The 14,923-nt window shown below is 66.1% G+C and carries 14 protein-coding genes; 4 read left to right on the top strand and 10 right to left on the bottom strand.

Features of this window, described 5'->3' with window-relative positions; genetic code table 11:
• Positions 1–71: 71 nt before the first annotated feature.
• Genes QXZ94_RS03095 through QXZ94_RS03085 form a run of 3 tightly spaced genes read right to left on the bottom strand, consistent with a single transcriptional unit; the run spans position 72 to position 2,238 of the window.
• Positions 72–458 (bottom strand): DUF6285 domain-containing protein, encoded by a 387-nt coding sequence (locus QXZ94_RS03095; RefSeq protein ID WP_315719188.1) that lies wholly within the window; start codon positions 456–458, stop codon positions 72–74.
• Entirely contained in the window at positions 458–1,447 is a 990-nt protein-coding gene (locus QXZ94_RS03090) for a phosphotransferase family protein (protein WP_315719187.1), read from the bottom strand. Before QXZ94_RS03090 ends, QXZ94_RS03095 begins: the two co-directional genes overlap by 1 nt.
• Entirely contained in the window at positions 1,444–2,238 is a 795-nt protein-coding gene (locus QXZ94_RS03085) for an enoyl-CoA hydratase/isomerase (protein ID WP_315719186.1), read from the bottom strand. Before QXZ94_RS03085 ends, QXZ94_RS03090 begins: the two co-directional genes overlap by 4 nt.
• A 178-nt stretch (positions 2,239–2,416) precedes the next feature.
• Between QXZ94_RS03085 and QXZ94_RS03080 the strand changes: the two genes are divergently transcribed.
• Both QXZ94_RS03080 and QXZ94_RS03075 read left to right on the top strand, forming a co-directional pair.
• Entirely contained in the window at positions 2,417–3,196 is a 780-nt protein-coding gene (locus tag QXZ94_RS03080) for an SDR family oxidoreductase (RefSeq protein ID WP_315719185.1), read from the top strand.
• 167 nt (positions 3,197–3,363) lie between these two features.
• Positions 3,364–4,197, top strand: coding sequence for an alpha/beta fold hydrolase (locus QXZ94_RS03075; protein ID WP_315719184.1), 834 nt, complete (start codon positions 3,364–3,366; stop codon positions 4,195–4,197).
• Positions 4,198–4,311: 114 nt separating this feature from the next.
• Here QXZ94_RS03075 and QXZ94_RS03070 read toward each other — a convergent pair whose 3' ends face one another.
• Positions 4,312–4,605: a hypothetical protein gene (locus QXZ94_RS03070; protein WP_172112019.1), complete on the bottom strand. Its 294-nt coding sequence runs from the start codon at positions 4,603–4,605 to the stop codon at positions 4,312–4,314.
• Between the two features lie 182 nt (positions 4,606–4,787).
• Between QXZ94_RS03070 and QXZ94_RS03065 the strand changes: the two genes are divergently transcribed.
• A complete protein-coding gene (locus QXZ94_RS03065) occupies positions 4,788–5,399 on the top strand; it encodes a flavin reductase family protein (RefSeq protein ID WP_315719183.1) in 612 nt (203 codons plus the stop codon).
• 257 nt (positions 5,400–5,656) lie between these two features.
• Here the strand turns inward: QXZ94_RS03065 and yghU are convergent, their stop codons facing one another.
• Positions 5,657–6,547 carry a glutathione-dependent disulfide-bond oxidoreductase gene (gene yghU / locus QXZ94_RS03060; protein ID WP_315726063.1) on the bottom strand — a complete coding sequence of 297 codons (891 nt, stop codon included), beginning with the start codon at positions 6,545–6,547 and terminating at the stop codon, positions 5,657–5,659.
• Between the two features lie 166 nt (positions 6,548–6,713).
• On the opposite strand from yghU, the gene QXZ94_RS03055 reads away from it, so the two are divergent.
• The gene (locus tag QXZ94_RS03055) at positions 6,714–8,225 is read left to right on the top strand and encodes an acetyl-CoA acetyltransferase (RefSeq protein ID WP_315719182.1); all 1,512 of its coding nucleotides are present in this window, start codon (positions 6,714–6,716) and stop codon (positions 8,223–8,225) included.
• Between the two features lie 37 nt (positions 8,226–8,262).
• Here the strand turns inward: QXZ94_RS03055 and QXZ94_RS03050 are convergent, their stop codons facing one another.
• The 5 genes from QXZ94_RS03050 to QXZ94_RS03030 all read right to left on the bottom strand — a co-directional run bounded on the left by QXZ94_RS03050 (position 8,263) and on the right by QXZ94_RS03030 (position 14,718).
• Positions 8,263–8,601 carry an antibiotic biosynthesis monooxygenase gene (locus QXZ94_RS03050; protein WP_315719181.1) on the bottom strand — a complete coding sequence of 113 codons (339 nt, stop codon included), beginning with the start codon at positions 8,599–8,601 and terminating at the stop codon, positions 8,263–8,265.
• A gap of 116 nt (positions 8,602–8,717) precedes the next feature.
• Entirely contained in the window at positions 8,718–9,833 is a 1,116-nt protein-coding gene (locus QXZ94_RS03045) for a J domain-containing protein (RefSeq protein ID WP_315719180.1), read from the bottom strand.
• A gap of 39 nt (positions 9,834–9,872) precedes the next feature.
• Positions 9,873–10,835 (bottom strand): MBL fold metallo-hydrolase, encoded by a 963-nt coding sequence (locus QXZ94_RS03040; protein WP_409998541.1) that lies wholly within the window; start codon positions 10,833–10,835, stop codon positions 9,873–9,875.
• Between the two features lie 310 nt (positions 10,836–11,145).
• The gene (locus QXZ94_RS03035; RefSeq protein ID WP_315719179.1) at positions 11,146–12,837 is read right to left on the bottom strand and encodes a methyl-accepting chemotaxis protein; all 1,692 of its coding nucleotides are present in this window, start codon (positions 12,835–12,837) and stop codon (positions 11,146–11,148) included.
• A 252-nt stretch (positions 12,838–13,089) separates the two neighbouring features.
• Complete coding sequence (locus QXZ94_RS03030) at positions 13,090–14,718, bottom strand: methyl-accepting chemotaxis protein (protein ID WP_315726059.1); 1,629 nt, start codon at positions 14,716–14,718, stop codon at positions 13,090–13,092.
• Positions 14,719–14,923 lie beyond the last annotated feature (205 nt).

Below are 14,923 nucleotides of genomic sequence, written 5' to 3'. Positions count from 1 at the left end.
ATCCAGACTGCCTCCGCAGAGACAGTCTGGATTGCTTCGTCGCTGACGCTCCTCGCAATGACGACGGAGAGCTACGGTTCATCCGCGCCCCTCCCCGCCTCGCGCTTGTAGGATGCGTAGTTCGGCTGATCGACGGCGAGCTTGGCGAGCGTGGTCTGCCAGAGGTGCTCCTTCAATCCCGGCGTCGTGAGATCGACTTGTCCGTCGGCGATGCGGGATGCAAGCACACGGTTCAGATCCAGCAAGTCACCGTCTTGCCCCAGCAGCTGCTTCAGCCGCGCATGCTCCGCCGCGTCCGCGGCAGCCGCCTGCTCCAGCTGCCGAACCACCAGATCGAGCGCGTTGATGCCCACGCGCAGCTTGAACGCCTGATTGCCCGAGATCAGCGGCGCGATGTCGTTGCGAAGGAAGTCCGCCACGGCCTGCACCAGCTCGGTCGGTGTCGGTTCGTCCTGCATCAACTCTCTCCTCGCGGTGCCAAGAGCCGCAGCAGATCGATCTCGGTCTCCGAGGCGCGGCGGCCGATCATGGCGCGCTCCATCGAATGGTCGGGACCGATCCGAAACCGCTGCATCATGCCGCAGCACATCACGCCCCAGCGCAACGTACCCATGACTTCCCAGAACTTCACCCGGTCAGCATCGACCTTGCGGCCCGCGGCCTCGTATCCGGCGAACAGCTCCTCGCGCGAGCCGAAGCCGCCGACGGGCTTGTCGATCTCGCCGAAGCGCCAGGAATTGACGCAGATCCAGCCGAGGTCCTCCATGGGATCGCCGAGATGGGCGAGTTCCCAGTCGAGCACGGCGCGCACGCCATCGGGGCCGATAATCAGATTGCCGTTGCGGAAATCGCCGTGCACCAGCGTCACCTCGGCCGAGGGGCCGGGATCATTCTGCGACAGCCAGCGCAGCGCCAGATCGAACACCGGGCGCGGCCAGTCGAAGCTGTGATATTCGCGCGCGAGCTCCGCGATCTCCCGGATCGCGTTCATCTCGCGTAGCTCAGGAAGCTCTGCGCGCGCGATGCCGTGGATGCCGGCCGCGATGCCGCCGAGCTGACGCGCCAGCCGCGGCCGTGCTTGCGCGTACTCCCCATCGCGCAGGATCTTGCGCGCGATGGTCTCACCCTCGACGCGGCGCATGATGAAGCCGGTGCCGAGATCATCCTCGGGGCTCAGCACATGCAACACTTCGGGCGACGGCACGCCGGCGGCGTGTGCGAGCCGCATCAAGCTGGCCTCGTTGTCGAGCCCGGCAGCGCGGCCGGGCGCCGCGCCATATCCCTTCGGCGAGCGGCGCAGGATGGCACCGACATCGCCGTCGGGATGGACGATGTCGAAGCGCCACGTCTCCTGGCTGGCGCCGCCGGAGAGCTTTGCGGCGCCACGCACGCCGGTCGCCCCCGCCATGAACGAGGCGACGCAGCGGGACAGCTCGGTCTCGATCATTGGCCCTTGAACTTGGCGGGACGCTTCTCGAGGAACGCGCTCACACCTTCCTTGAAATCGGCGGTGCTGCCGGCGATCCGCTGCGATTGGAATTCCGCGTTGAGTTGCTCCTCGAACGAGTTCTCCGGGCTGTCCCAATACAGCCCGCGGATCTGCGCCAGCGCCACGGTCGGCCCGTTGGCGAGCTCATGGGCGAGCTTCATCGTCTCCTCCTTCAGCGCCGCGTCGTCATAGACGCGGTTGACGAGCCCCCATTGCAGCGCCGTCTCCGCCGGCAGCTTTTCGCCGAGCAGCGACAATTCGATCGCGCGCGCCTTGCCGACGAGGCGCGGCAGCAGCCATGTCGAGCCGCAATCCGGCACCAGGCCGATGCGGCGGAAAGCTTGCAGGAAGTAGGCGGACTTGGCGCACAGGATCATGTCGCCCATCAGGGCGAAGCTCATGCCGGCGCCGGCCGCCGGGCCGTTGACAGACGTCACGATCGGGCAATGCAGGTTGCGGAGGCGTCGCAGGAAGGGATGGAAGGCGGTCTCGAGCGCGGCTCCGGCATTGCTGCGGCCGGGCTTGGCCTGTGCGTTGCGCCCCTGGAGGTTGGCCCCGGTGCAGAACGCGCGGCCCGCGCCGGTGACGACGAGACAACGCACCTCGGCCTTCCGCTCCTCGATCTCGTCAAGCGCCTCGGCGAGCCCGCCGAGCATGTCCATCGAGACCGCATTCATCACCTCCTGATGATCGAGCGTAAGAATGGCGACGGCCCCGTCGAAATCGAGCGTGACGTGCTTGAACTGCATGGTTTCCTCTCAAGAGCTTTTCGAAGGCGGCATTCTTCGCGGCGGAAATTCGAAGCGCCGCCCGGTTCGTGCAGCATATTTGATTTTTGTGCTTCGCTTGTCCATGGTTGCGACATCCAAACAATCGAAGCGACGCACAGCGCGCTCAGATCATCACGGAAACACCCAAGAGAGCACCATGAGCATGTTCGATCTCACCGGCCGCGTGGCCGTCGTCACCGGCGGCAATGGAGGCATAGGCCTCGGCATCGCCCAGGCACTTGCGTCCAGTGGCTGCAACGTCTCGATCTGGGGCCGCAACGCCGAGAAGAACAAGGCCGCCGCGGCATCGATGGCCGCAGGTCCCGGCAAGGTCGACACCCGGATCTGCGACGTGACCAGCCCCGCTTCCGTCGCCGAGGCGATGAAGGCGACGCTCGATACGTTCGGCCGCGTCGACGGCTGCTTCGCCAACGCCGGCATCGGCGGTGGCGGCCGCAAGCCCTTCATCGAGCGCAGCGAGGAGGAATGGCGCACGATGTTCGCCACCAATCTCGACGGCGTCTTCCACGCCTTCCAGGCCGCCGCGAAGCACATGACGGCGCGGGCGGAAGCCGGCGATGCATTCGGCCGGCTGGTTGCGACCTCGAGCCTCGCCTCGCTGTTCGGCACGGCGCGCAACGAGCACTATGCCGGGACGAAGGCCGCCCTCAACGCGCTGTGCCGGGCGCTCGCGGTCGAGCTTGCCCGCTACGGCGTCACCGCCAATGCGATCCTGCCGGGCTGGATCAAGAGCGACATGACGGCGGGCATCATGGGCAACGAGAAGTTTGTCGCCAACGTGATGCCGCGCATCCCGGTGCGCCGATTTGGCGAACCGTCCGACTTCGGCGGCATTGCCGTGTACCTGATGAGCAAGGCGTCGTCCTATCACACCGCCGACTGCTTCGTGATCGACGGCGGCTACACGGCGTTCTGACTCTCGATGCGGGCAGTGAACCGGTATGCCGGTTCACTGCCCGCAAATTTGTTCCCGTTCCGCGCTGCAAGATTTCCGAAATTTAATCCGGTGTCGGCTGCCACGCCCCCGTGACTATGGCGTTGTCCCTCATCACATGACGGGGAGACTTCCAAGGGAAGGACGCCATGAAGCGCGGTGTGACGGTTTTGGCATGTGTGTCTGCTCTGGCTGTAGCCGGCTACTTTGCGATGGCCAAATGGGGCATCCAGCACGAGAGCCGCGAGTTCTTCGACGCGGCGCGGCAGCGACCGATCAATGTCGACGTCGCCGTGCGCAAGGACTATGAGATGAAGGCCAATGCCGGGCTGTGGCGCCTGCCGGTCGCCATCATCAGCAACGGCAACACGGTGAAGAATACCGAGTATTCGTTCCTCGCCAACGTCTTTGCGGCCCGCGGCTATCTCGTCGCCAGCGTGCAGCAGGACCTGCCGACCGACCCGCCGCTCGTCACCAAGGTCGGGATGCCCTATGTCGGCCGCCTCGACGTCTACAAGAAGGGCGAAGCCAATATCCTTTGCGTGCTTGGCGAGATGAAGAAGCGCCATCCGAATGCCGACTATGATCATCTGACGCTGGTCGGTCATTCCAATGGTGGCGACACTGCGATGTATTTCGCCCAGCAGCATCCGAACCTGGTCACGCAGGTGGTCACCCTGGACAATCTGCGCGTTCCCTTCGTCATCAGGGACAAGCTGAAGATCCTGTCGTTCCGCTCCGACGATCCCGAGTTCAAGACCGATCCGGACGTGCTGCCCAAGCAGCTCGGGAAGAAGAGCGGCATTGACATCATCAAGACCGAGTTTCAGCATACCTGGATGAGCGACCGCGGCCCCTACACGGCGCGGGAGCGGATCCAGGCGACGCTCGACAAATATCTCGGCGGCGATTCCACCAGTCAGCTGGCGCCGGCGGACACGGACAATCTGATCGTCACCAACGGAGCGGCCGCGCTGCCGTGACACGATCGAGCTGAACCTTGCCTGTGACGATTGGCTTGCGGAGAGCGTCGAATAACCACGGCACAATGAAGGGGGCGGCTGCGCAAGCGCGCGGCCGCCCCCGTCGATTCACGTTCAGTCCTGCGGCTTCTTGGCAGGCGGGCCATTCTTGTTGCCCGGCATACCCTTGATGTTTGACGGATCCTGCGCGCTGACGTCCGGGTTCTGCCGGTTGATGGTCGAGGACGAGCCGACCGTGCCGGTGTCGGTCGCCGACGGTCCGTTCTTGTTGCCGGGCGCCCCTTGGATGCCGGCTCCGGAATTCTGCGCGCTCGGCGGTGACGTGGTCTGCTGCTGCGTGCCCTGGGCCAGGGCTGACGTGGCCGAGACGATGAACGCACATGCGATCAGACTGACGATGGGTTTCATGGCGTGACCTCCATTTGTCGTTGTGCTGTTCGAACGTGGCGCCGTCGGAGCCGTTCCAGGCAACACCGAATTTCGCGGAGTGCGCCGCCGCAGCAGCACGCAGCCCTGCTCGCTTTATCGGCTTTCGCGTTGCATCACGTCCAACTACGCTGCCGTGCCCAACCGCAACAAAGGCCGCGACAATGGAATACCTCTCGACCGATCTCAGCCCGCGCGAGCGCTACAAGATCCTGACCTCCTTCGTGCTGCCGCGGCCGATTGCCTGGGTGACGACGAGAGGCGAGAATGGGGTCGTCAATGCCGCGCCATTCTCGTTCTTCAACGTGCTCGGCGAGGACCCGCCGCTCTGCGTGTTCGCAATCAATCTGCGGCCGGACGGCCGGGTCAAGGACACCCTGGTCAACATCCGCCGCAGCGGCGAATTCGTGGTGCACATCACCGACGAGCCGCTGGCGCAGGCGATGCACGAGACCGGCGGCGACTTTCCGCCGGACGTCAGCGAGCCGGATCATCTCGGCCTGAAGCTGAAGCCATCGCGCACGATCGGCGTGCCGCGGCTGGCCGAGGCGCCGTTCGCCATGGAGTGCAAGATCTGGCAGCTGATCGACGTCAACGGCGATCGCGTGCTGGTGTTGGGCGAAGGCCTCGCCTTTCACATCCGCGACGAGCTCTGGGACACCGAGAAGATGCGGGTGGAGATGGAGCTGTTCCACCCGGTGGGCCGCATGTTCGCCGATCGCTATTGCCGAACCAACGACCGGATGGACTTCCCGCCGGCGAAGGGAATGGGATGAGAAGCGCTCCGTCATTGCGAGCGCAGCGAAGCAATCCAGAGCCGCGCGCGAGACTCTGGATTGTTTCGTCGCGGAGCCTGCCCTCGGGCTCGCCGTAGGCGAGACCCGGGGGCTCCTCGCAATGACGATTGTTGCTGCAGCGTGCCTGAACGAGAGGCCGCGCTGTACTGGATGCCCCGCCGGAGCCTCATCGGGTCCGCCGAAGGCGAGACCCGGTGGCGGGGCATGACAGCCGAGTGAGGGGCGAGAGCGCAGCCCTAAGAGGCTTGCCCGATCTTGTCCTGCGTCTTGGTGTCGAAGTCGCTCGCGTCGTGGCGTTCGTGGAGCTGGCTCTTGGGATCCCCGGAGACGCGGTTGACCATGCGGCCGCGCTTGACGGCTGGACGTTGCGCGATCTGATCGGTCCAGCGCTGCACGTGTCTGTAGTCCTGCACCGAGAGGAACTCGCCGCCCTCGTAGAGCAGGCCCTTGGCGAGCGCGCCGTACCACGGCCACACCGCGATGTCGGCAATGGTGTAGTCGGGGCCGGCGAGATACTCGCTGTCGGCAAGACGCCGGTCGAGCACGTCGAGCTGGCGCTTCACCTCCATCGCGAAACGGTCGATCGCGTATTCGATCTTGGTCGGCGCATAGGCATAGAAGTGGCCGAAGCCGCCGCCGAGATAGGGCGCGGCGCCCATCTGCCAGAACAGCCAGGACAGGCACTCGGCGCGCTTGGCCGGCTCGGTCGGCAGCAAGGCGCCAAACTTCTCGGCGAGATAGACCAGGATCGCGCCGGACTCGAACACGCGGATCGGCTCGGGTCCGCTGCGGTCCAAGAGCGCCGGGATCTTCGAGTTCGGATTGATCGCGACGAAGCCGGAGCCGAACTGATCGCCCTCGCCGATGCGGATCAGCCACGCGTCGTACTCGGCGCCGGCGTGGCCGAGCGCCAGCAGCTCCTCCAGCATCACGGTGACCTTCACGCCGTTCGGCGTTCCCAGCGAATAGAGCTGCAAGGGATGACGGCCGACAGGCAATTCCTTGTCATGCGTGGGACCTGCGATCGGGCGGTTGATATTGGCGAAGCGACCGCCGCTGGCCTTGTTCCAGGTCCAGACCTTGGGCGGGACGTAGCTGTTCTGTTCGGACACGAGAAACTCCGGCATGAGCGGCAAGGGAATGAAGGTTCTAGGCGCATATGCCGTGAAGCGGAAGCCATGCCGCGCGCGGGCGCCATCCGCATTTTCTGCATTGCGCGGTCGAACCTGCGATGACAGAACGGAGACAAGACAACAATGACGGTCCGTGGCGGGCCGGCCTCTGGAAACGCCGATGACTGCAAGTGCCCTGCCTCCGGACCGCATTCCCGTCATCGTCGGCGTGGGCGAGATCGTCGATCGCCCGAAGGAGATCCGTGACGGCCTCGAGCCGCTGGCGCTGCTCGAACAGGCGACCCGCCGCGCGGAAAACGACGCCGGCGCCAGGCTGATTCACGACGCCGGCTCGCTCGACGTCGTCAACTTCCTGAGCTGGCGCTATCGCGATCCGGAGCGGCTGCTCGCGCAGCGGCTCGGCATCAGCCCGTCGCATTGTCACTACGGGCCGGTCGGCGGCGAGAGCCCGATCCGGTTCCTGCACGAGGCAGCCCTGCGCATCGCGCGCGGCGAATGCCAGGTTGCCGTGGTCTGCGGCGCGGAGGCGCAGTCCACCGCAACCAAGGCCGAGCGCGCGGGCGTACAGCTGCCGTGGACTCCATTCGCCCATAACGTCGAGGAGCCGAAGCGCGGCGCCGCGTTCCAGAAGCCGCTCGCGGTGAAGCTCGGCGTGTTTCGCCCGGTCTCGGTCTATCCGTTCTACGAGGTCGCGAGCGCCGCCAAATGGGGCCAGACGCCGCGGCAGGCGCTCGCCGAATCCGGCGAGCTGTGGTCGCGCTTCTCCGCGGTCGCGGCCTACAATCCGAATGCCTGGCTGAAGCGGCACTTTGCCCCCGAGGAGATCACGACGGCGTCGGTGGACAACCGCCCGATCGCCTGGCCCTACACCAAGCTGATGGTGGCCAATCCCATGGTCAACATGGGCGCGGCGCTGATCCTCACCAGCCTTGCGAAGGCCCGCGCCGCCGGCATTGCCGACAACCGGATGATCTATCCGCTCGGCGGCGCGTCGGCCGAGGATCCGCGGGACTATCTGACCCGTGATCAGTTCGCCGAGAGCCATCCGCAGAACGCGGTGCTGCAGGCGGCAATGAACCTGGTCGGCGGCACAGGCGCGGCGTTCGACGTCATCGAGCTCTACAGCTGCTTTCCCTGCGTGCCGAAGATGGCGCGGCGAACCCTCGGGCTCGGCGCCGACGTCGAGCCGACCGTCACCGGCGGCCTGACCTTCTTCGGCGCGCCGCTCAACACCTACATGACGCACGCCGCCTGCGCGATGGTGCGGCGGCTCCGCGGCGGCGCCAGGCGCGGCCTGCTGTACGGCCAGGGCGGCTTCGTCACCAAGCATCATGCGCTGGTGATCTCGCGCGAGCCGCCCTCGTCGCTGTCGCAGGAGGTGAGCGTGCAGGCGGAGGCCGATCGTCACCGCAGCGCCGCGCCGGAGTTCGTCAGCGAGGCTGGCGGCAATGCCAAGGTCGAGAGCTTCACCGCGCTTCACGATCGCAACGGCGAGGTCGAGCATGGCGTGGTGATGTTACGCACGGAGCAGGACACGCGCACGCTCGCGCGCGTGTCGGCGCAGGACAAGGCGACGCTCGTGCGGCTGATGGATCTGGACAGAACGCCCGTCGGCACGGTCGGCACCGTCACCATGGCTGCCGATGGCGTCCCGCAGTGGCGGGCGAACTAGCTAGCACGGCCTCCGGCATACGCCGTCAGATTGCAGTTCACACCTCCCGCGCCTCGCGCTGCCAGCGAGCGTAAGCCGTGTCCCAATCGGGTTCTGTATCAGCTGCAAATCCGAGCGTCCTGCCGCCGCCGAGATCGCGGAAGCCGAGCATGGCGCGACGATGCGCGCCGCTTCTCACATAGGCGCGCATGCTGGCCTCGTCGGTCCAGACCGTCAGCGTATGATACACGCCATCGACCGGTCGCAGCACGACGCGCAGATTGCCGGGCGCGCTGCGCGCCTGCCGGACGGCACGCAGCGTGTGCCACCAGAACCGCGCCAGGCGCAGCACGCCGCGATGTGGACGGAAGCCGGTGACGGAGACATAGACGCCCATCGCGCGCTCCTGGGATCGCGAGCCGCCGCGCAGCCCGGCCGCCCGGGCGGCGGGTCATGGAGCAAACGATGCTGGGCACCGATTGGATGCCTCGGCCTGGTCAGCAGCGTGCCGGCTCAGCGCCGCGCGGCTGCCGGAGCGGATCTCGGCGCCGCGTCGGCGGGCAACGCGCCGGTCGTCTCGGGGCTGGGCTGCCGCGGATCGCTGTCGCCGGCGAGTTGCTGGTCGCGCCGACGCGCGAGCGCATCGTCGCGGCGAGCCACGGCGGTCGCAAGCTCCGGGTTCAGCTTCAGGGCCTGGTTGAAATCGGCGAGCGCACGATCGTAGCGCCCCTTGGCGAGCCAGACCGCGCCGCGGTCGCTATACAGCTCGGCGTCGCTGAAGCTCATGCGCACGGCCCGATCGAGATCCACCAGCGCCTCGTCGAGCTCGCCCGTCCGCTGCAGCGCCAGCGCGCGATCGTGAAGCAGCGCCGGATTGTTCGGATCGAGCCGGATCGCCCGCTCATAGTCGGCCACGGCGCGGTCCCAGCGCCCCCTGCGGCCGAGGTCCCTGGCGCGATAGCGGTAGAGGTCGGCATTTCGCGGCGCGAGCCGGATCGCCTCGTCCAAATCGGCAATGGCGCCGTCGAGATCACCTTGCTGGCTGCGCTCCAGACCGCGCCTGACGAAGCCTGCGGCAGTGGTCGGAGACGCCGGCAAGCCCCGCTCTCCTGCGGTGGCCTCCGTTGCCGGTGCCGGCACCGGCGCCGGGCTGCTCGCGGCCACCGGCGGCGATGCCGGCAGCACCGCGCCGGTTGCGTCCTGCGCCGCGGACGCCGCATCGAGAAGCGGCTCCGATCGGGATTGAGGGGATGGCTGCAGTGCGACGGAGCGCGTGGCCTCCGGTCGGCTCGTCCAATCGGCGAGCGATGGAAACAGCAGGATCTCGATCCCGATCAGGATCGCGCTGAGCACCGTGGTCGCTGCAATGAACTGCAGCACCGCGTCCCAGCGCTCGCGGCGGATGCGCGCGCGCTCTGAGGCAAGCTCATCGTCATAATCGGCGCGCAGGCCCGGGTCGCTCAGGATCTTGTAGGCAAGGATGATGATCTTGAGCTGGTGCTCCGACGCCGCATCGCCCCCCCCTCTGAGATCGGGATGATGCGCCTTCGCGGCCTGCCGGAATGCGCGCTTGATCGTACCGAGATCGGCGCGCGGCGAAACCCCGAGCACCTCGTAATGGGTTTTCATAATTCAGCCTCGCGGCCCCCTCCCGCGCTCCGTTCGGAATCATGCGGACAGCATGTCGAGCGCATAATGGGCGCCATCGCGAACGAGCCGGCCAAATCCGGGCCATGGAAAATGCGAGCCGCAGATCAGCATGCTGTCTGCGACCACCCTGTCGAGCAATCTGCGCCGGCTGACCTCGGCAGCCGGACCGTCCTGGTCATAGGCCCCGTGCCATCCGGGATGGCGCAGGCTGAGCGCCGGCACATAGGCCGTGTCGCCCGAGATCATCAGCTGCTCCTGGCCGGAGCCGAGATGAAAGGCGGTATGTCCCGGCGTGTGACCGGGGACGCTGACGAAATGAATGCCGGGCACCACCTCGTCCTGCCCGTCGACCGGCAGCACGTTCTTCCAGCCGGGGATGACGCTCTGGATGCGGCGGGCGAGCGCCTGGCGCCACGGCGGCAGGCGACTGGTCAGCGACGGATCGGTCCAGAACTTGTACTCGGCCGCAGCCACGATGATCTCCGCATTGGGAAATACGGGCGCATTGCTGTCCTCGCCGAGCAGTCCGAAAATATGATCGGGATGGAAATGCGAAATCAGGATGGTGTCGATGTCCTGGGGACGAAGGCCGGCCGCTTTCAGATTGTCCAGCATGCGGCCCGACACGAAGATCGAGTCGGAATTGTAGCCCTGCACCTGCCCGCCGCCGCCGGCGTCGCACAGCACGGTCTTGCCCTTCAGCCGCACCACATAGGTGCAGATCGGGACGGGGACGAAAGCGGGGCTGAGGCCGGCCGCGCGCAGCGCCGCCTTGACGTCATTGACGCCGGCATTGCTCAGGAAGCCCGCCTCATGCGGCTTCTCCCAGATGCCGTCATAGAGTGCGATCACCTCGGCATCGCCGATGGCGATCCGGCGAAAGCCGCGCTCCGGATCCTGGGTGCGGCGTCGTGGCTTGGCGGCGACGGCGAGCGGCGCATCGAGACCGAAGGCCGCGGCGGCGATCGCAGCCGACAGCACCAAGGTCCTGCGCGTGGGGTCGCACGCGATCACATTGCCCGCCACGTATTTGCACCGCTGGTTGAACAAATCTCGGATACAAGGAAGCTTTGCACCTTAGCGGGATTATGGCGCGATGACGGCGTTTGTGGCCGGTCCGTCCTGTGTGAGATGTTTGCAACGGTGCAGCGCACACAGACCGTGTCAGACGTTGCGACTGATTTTGCAGATCCGCAGCAGCGCCGGGGCCAACGCCTCGTTCGAGCATCGAACGCAAACAGCGGCCGTTCCCGGCCGCTGTCATCTGTCGTCATGGAAGCGGCGCGTTCGATCAGGCGGCGCGCACCGACTGCAGGAAACGGCTGACCTCCTGCTTGAGCTTTTGGCTGTCGCCCGACAGCTGGCGGGCGGCGGTGAGAACCTGCCCCGAGGTGTCGCCGGTCTCGCTGGCGCCGCGCTGGACGTCGGTGATGTTCGACGAGACCTCCTGGGTGCCGGCCGCAGCGTGCTGAATGTTGCGCGAGATCTCGGAGGTCGCCGCACCCTGCTCCTCCACGGCGGCGGCGACGGTGGCCGAAATTTCCGACAGCCGCTCGATCGTGACCGAGATTTCCCTGATCGCCGTCACCGACTCCTGGGTCGCGCTCTGGATGCTGCCGATCTGCTGGCCAATCTCACCGGTCGCCTTGGCGGTCTGCTCGGCCAGCGCCTTCACCTCGGAGGCGACGACCGCGAAGCCGCGGCCGGCTTCACCGGCGCGCGCCGCTTCGATGGTGGCGTTGAGCGCCAGCAGGTTGGTCTGGCCTGCGATGGTGTTGATCAGCTCGACGACGTCGCCGATCCGGGTGGCGGCCTTGGACAGCTCGCCGACACGATCGTTGGTGCGGCGTGCCTGCTCGACCGCATCGGAGGCGATGCGCGCCGATTCCTGCACCTGGCGGCTGATCTCCCTGACGGACGAGGTCAGCTCCTCGGTCGCCGAGGCGACGGCCTGAACGTTCGCGGAGGCTTCCTCCGAGGCCGCGGCCACCGTGGTCGAAAGCTCCTGCCCGCGCGTCGCGGTGCCCGACAACGAGTTGGCCGAGTTCTCCAGCTCGCTCGATGCCGAGGAGACGGTCTCCACGATGTTGCCGACGGCGCTTTCGAAGCTGTCGGCGAGCCGCGACATCTCCTGCTTGCGCGAGACAGCGGCGCGCTTCTCCTGCTCCATGAGCTCGCGCGCATTGAAGCGCACCATCGTCTGCACGGTCTGCAGATTGCGCAAGGCGCGGCCGATCTCGTCGTCGCGCTCGATGCGCATCCGGGTGTCGAGCTTGCCCTGCGTGATGCTCTCCATGGTCTCGTTGACATGATCGAGCGGACCCACGATGACCTGCATCGTTCGCAAGCCGACCAGGCCGCAGAGCAGCACGCCGGCAGCCGCGATGCCCGCGCCGGTCATGCCGGCGAGCCCGCCGCCGCCGAACGACATCACGCCGAGCACGATCAGGAACAGGGTCTGCAGACCCAGCAGCGTCCGCAGCCGGGACGCAATCGTCCCGGTGAACATTGTAAGGTGATCGAACACCGAGCGGCGGCGGACGATGCCGTCATCGATCTTGTAGCCATGCGGCTTCTTCTCGCGGATCGCCGCGTAGACCTGCTCGGCCTCGGCGCGCTGGTCGGACGGCAGCTTGGTGCGCACCGACGTGTAGCCGACGACCTGGCCGTCCTTGCGGATTGGCGACGCCGTCGCCAGCACCCAGTAATAGTCGCCGTTCTTGCGGCGGTTCTTGACCGCGCCGACCCAGGGCCGCCCCGCCTTCAGCGTGGTCCAGAGATTGTCGAACGCCTCCGGCGGCATGTCGGGATGGCGCACGATGTTGTGCGGCTGCCCCATCAGCTCGGCCTCGGTGAAGCCAGCGGCGTCGACAAAATCCTGGTTGAAGAATGTCAGCTTCCCCTTCGCGTCGGTCTTCGACACGATCAGGGTGTCATCCGTGATCGGATACTCGACATTGGTGACGGGCAGGTTCTTACGCATGGCGCGGCTTCCAGTTTGTAATGATGGCCAGGAGGTCATGCCCGCACTGGCATGATTAATTGTTCAGCAATCGGTCTGCAAATTGTCTCAGCCGCTGATTAACCCAAGATAAAACGGTACAACCGCGAAACTACGGTTTTTCGGGTAGGTTCCCATAGGTTGAGTCAGCACCCAGCCGTCACGAGGATCCAGCCAAAGAAAAACGGCGGCAACCATGTTGCCGCCGTGAGCCGAATGGGCTGCTGCCGTGGATCAGGCCGCGCGAACCGTTTGCAGGAAGCGCGAGACTTCGGCCTTCAGGCGATTGCTGTCGGACGACAGCGCCTGCGCCGCGGACAGAACCTCCGACGAGGCCGAGCCGGTCTCGTTGGCCCCGCGCTGAACCTCGATGATGTTGGTGGAAACGTCCTTGGTGCCCTGCGAGGCATGCTGGACGTTGCGCGAGATCTCCTGCGTGGCCGCGCCCTGCTCCTCCACGGCAGCAGCAATGGTCGAAGCGATCTCCGACAGCCGCTCGATGGTGCCCGAAATCTCCTTGATGGCGCCGACCGATTCCTGGGTCGCACTCTGGATGCCGGAGATCTGCTGACCGATCTCGCCGGTCGCCTTCGAGGTCTGCTCGGCCAGCGCCTTGACCTCGGTGGCGACCACCGCAAAGCCACGGCCAGCCTCACCGGCGCGCGCCGCCTCGATCGTGGCGTTGAGCGCCAGCAGATTGGTCTGGCCCGCGATGGTGTTGATGAGCTCGACCACGTCGCCGATCCGCGCCGCGGCCTTGGACAGCTCGCTCACCTGCTCATTGGTCCGGCGTGCCTGGTTGACGGCTTCGCCCGCCATGCGCGCCGATTCCTGCACCTGACGGCTGATCTCGGTCACCGACGACGACAGCTCCTCGGTCGCGGAGGCGACCGACTGCACGTTGCTCGAGGCGAGCTCCGAGGCCGAGCTCACGGTCGTGGTCAGCTCCTGCGCACGATCGGCGGAGCGGCTCAGCATATTGGCCGAGGTCTCCAGCCGTCCCGATGCGCTGGAGACGGCGTTGACGATGTCGCCGACGGTCTGCTCGAAGCGCCCGGCAAGATCCATCATGTCGCGGCGGCGATTCTCGGCCTGACGTCGCTCCGTCTCCTTCTGCTCGGCTTCGAGCGCCTGGACCCGGATCGCGTTGTCCTTGAAGATCTGCACGGCTTTCGCCATGTCGCCGACTTCGTCGCGGCGATCGAAATAGGGAATCGTGACGCTGAGATCGTTGGCCGCGAGACGTCCCATCGCGGCGGTCATGCTGGTGATACCGCGCGTGACCGCGCCGTTGAGGACGAATAGCGCGATCACCGCGATCGCGGCCATGACGATGCCGCCGGTGACGATCGCCGTCCGCGACGAGGCCAGGGCCGCGTCGGCGGCATCCGCGCGCGCCTGCAGCAGGGACGCTTCGGCGTCGATGACCTCCTTCACCAGCCCGCGCAGACCGTCCATGTACTTCTTGCCGGCGCCGGAGGCCTCGAGGTTGCGTGCCTCGGCCACCGTCTGCGGATTGCGCATCAGCGCGATCTCTTTTTCAGCCACGTCCTGGCGCCAGGCGGCCGCCGCCTTCTCGATCTGCTCGAAGCGGCGCTGCTGAGCCGGATTGTCGGACGTCAAGCGCTTCACTTCAGCCACCGCCTTCTTGAAGGCCGCATCCGAATTTTTGTAGGGCTCGAGGAAGTTGTCGGTTCCGCCGACCAGGAAGCCGCGCACGCCGGTCTCGGCATCGACCATCGCGGAGACGAGCGCCTTCGTCTGATCGATCACCTGATAGGTATGAACCGTCCATTGATTGTTCTGGGCCAGCGTGGACAGGTTCTGCCATGTGATCATGCTGGCGATCACGGACACGACCATCGTCATCAGGAAGGCGGCGGCAAGCTTGCGCGACGTCTTCATGTTCAGCAGAAACGAGAGCATGCGAATCCTCTAAGGAGTTGGGGTCCCCCCGCAGCAGGCAGAAGGCGACTTGACATGGCGTGACGACAATTCCCCATGACAATTAAAGCAGGCGTTAACAATTGTGGCAGTAGATCCACGGGTATCGGCGCGACCGCTCCTC

This window comes from Bradyrhizobium sp. SZCCHNS2022, assembly GCF_032377575.1.
In the GTDB taxonomy this organism is placed as follows: domain Bacteria; phylum Pseudomonadota; class Alphaproteobacteria; order Rhizobiales; family Xanthobacteraceae; genus Bradyrhizobium; species Bradyrhizobium aeschynomenes.
This window is presented reverse-complemented; position numbering and strand designations above follow the sequence as displayed.

Excerpts from the sequence above, each read along its gene's own strand:
- QXZ94_RS03050 (WP_315719181.1), bottom strand. The coding sequence starts at position 8,601 with ATGGGCGTCTATGTCTCCGTCACCGGCTTCCGTCCACATCGCGGCGTG.
- QXZ94_RS03075 (WP_315719184.1), top strand. The coding sequence starts at position 3,364 with ATGAAGCGCGGTGTGACGGTTTTGGCATGTGTGTCTGCTCTGGCTGTA.
- QXZ94_RS03090 (WP_315719187.1), bottom strand. The coding sequence starts at position 1,447 with ATGATCGAGACCGAGCTGTCCCGCTGCGTCGCCTCGTTCATGGCGGGG.
- QXZ94_RS03070 (WP_172112019.1), bottom strand. The coding sequence starts at position 4,605 with ATGAAACCCATCGTCAGTCTGATCGCATGTGCGTTCATCGTCTCGGCC.
- QXZ94_RS03080 (WP_315719185.1), top strand. The coding sequence starts at position 2,417 with ATGAGCATGTTCGATCTCACCGGCCGCGTGGCCGTCGTCACCGGCGGC.
- QXZ94_RS03055 (WP_315719182.1), top strand. The coding sequence starts at position 6,714 with ATGACTGCAAGTGCCCTGCCTCCGGACCGCATTCCCGTCATCGTCGGC.
- yghU (WP_315726063.1), bottom strand. The coding sequence starts at position 6,547 with ATGCCGGAGTTTCTCGTGTCCGAACAGAACAGCTACGTCCCGCCCAAG.
- QXZ94_RS03085 (WP_315719186.1), bottom strand. The coding sequence starts at position 2,238 with ATGCAGTTCAAGCACGTCACGCTCGATTTCGACGGGGCCGTCGCCATT.
- QXZ94_RS03030 (WP_315726059.1), bottom strand. The coding sequence starts at position 14,718 with ATGGTCGTGTCCGTGATCGCCAGCATGATCACATGGCAGAACCTGTCC.
- QXZ94_RS03095 (WP_315719188.1), bottom strand. The coding sequence starts at position 458 with ATGCAGGACGAACCGACACCGACCGAGCTGGTGCAGGCCGTGGCGGAC.
- QXZ94_RS03045 (WP_315719180.1), bottom strand. The coding sequence starts at position 9,833 with ATGAAAACCCATTACGAGGTGCTCGGGGTTTCGCCGCGCGCCGATCTC.
- QXZ94_RS03065 (WP_315719183.1), top strand. The coding sequence starts at position 4,788 with ATGGAATACCTCTCGACCGATCTCAGCCCGCGCGAGCGCTACAAGATC.
- QXZ94_RS03035 (WP_315719179.1), bottom strand. The coding sequence starts at position 12,837 with ATGCGTAAGAACCTGCCCGTCACCAATGTCGAGTATCCGATCACGGAT.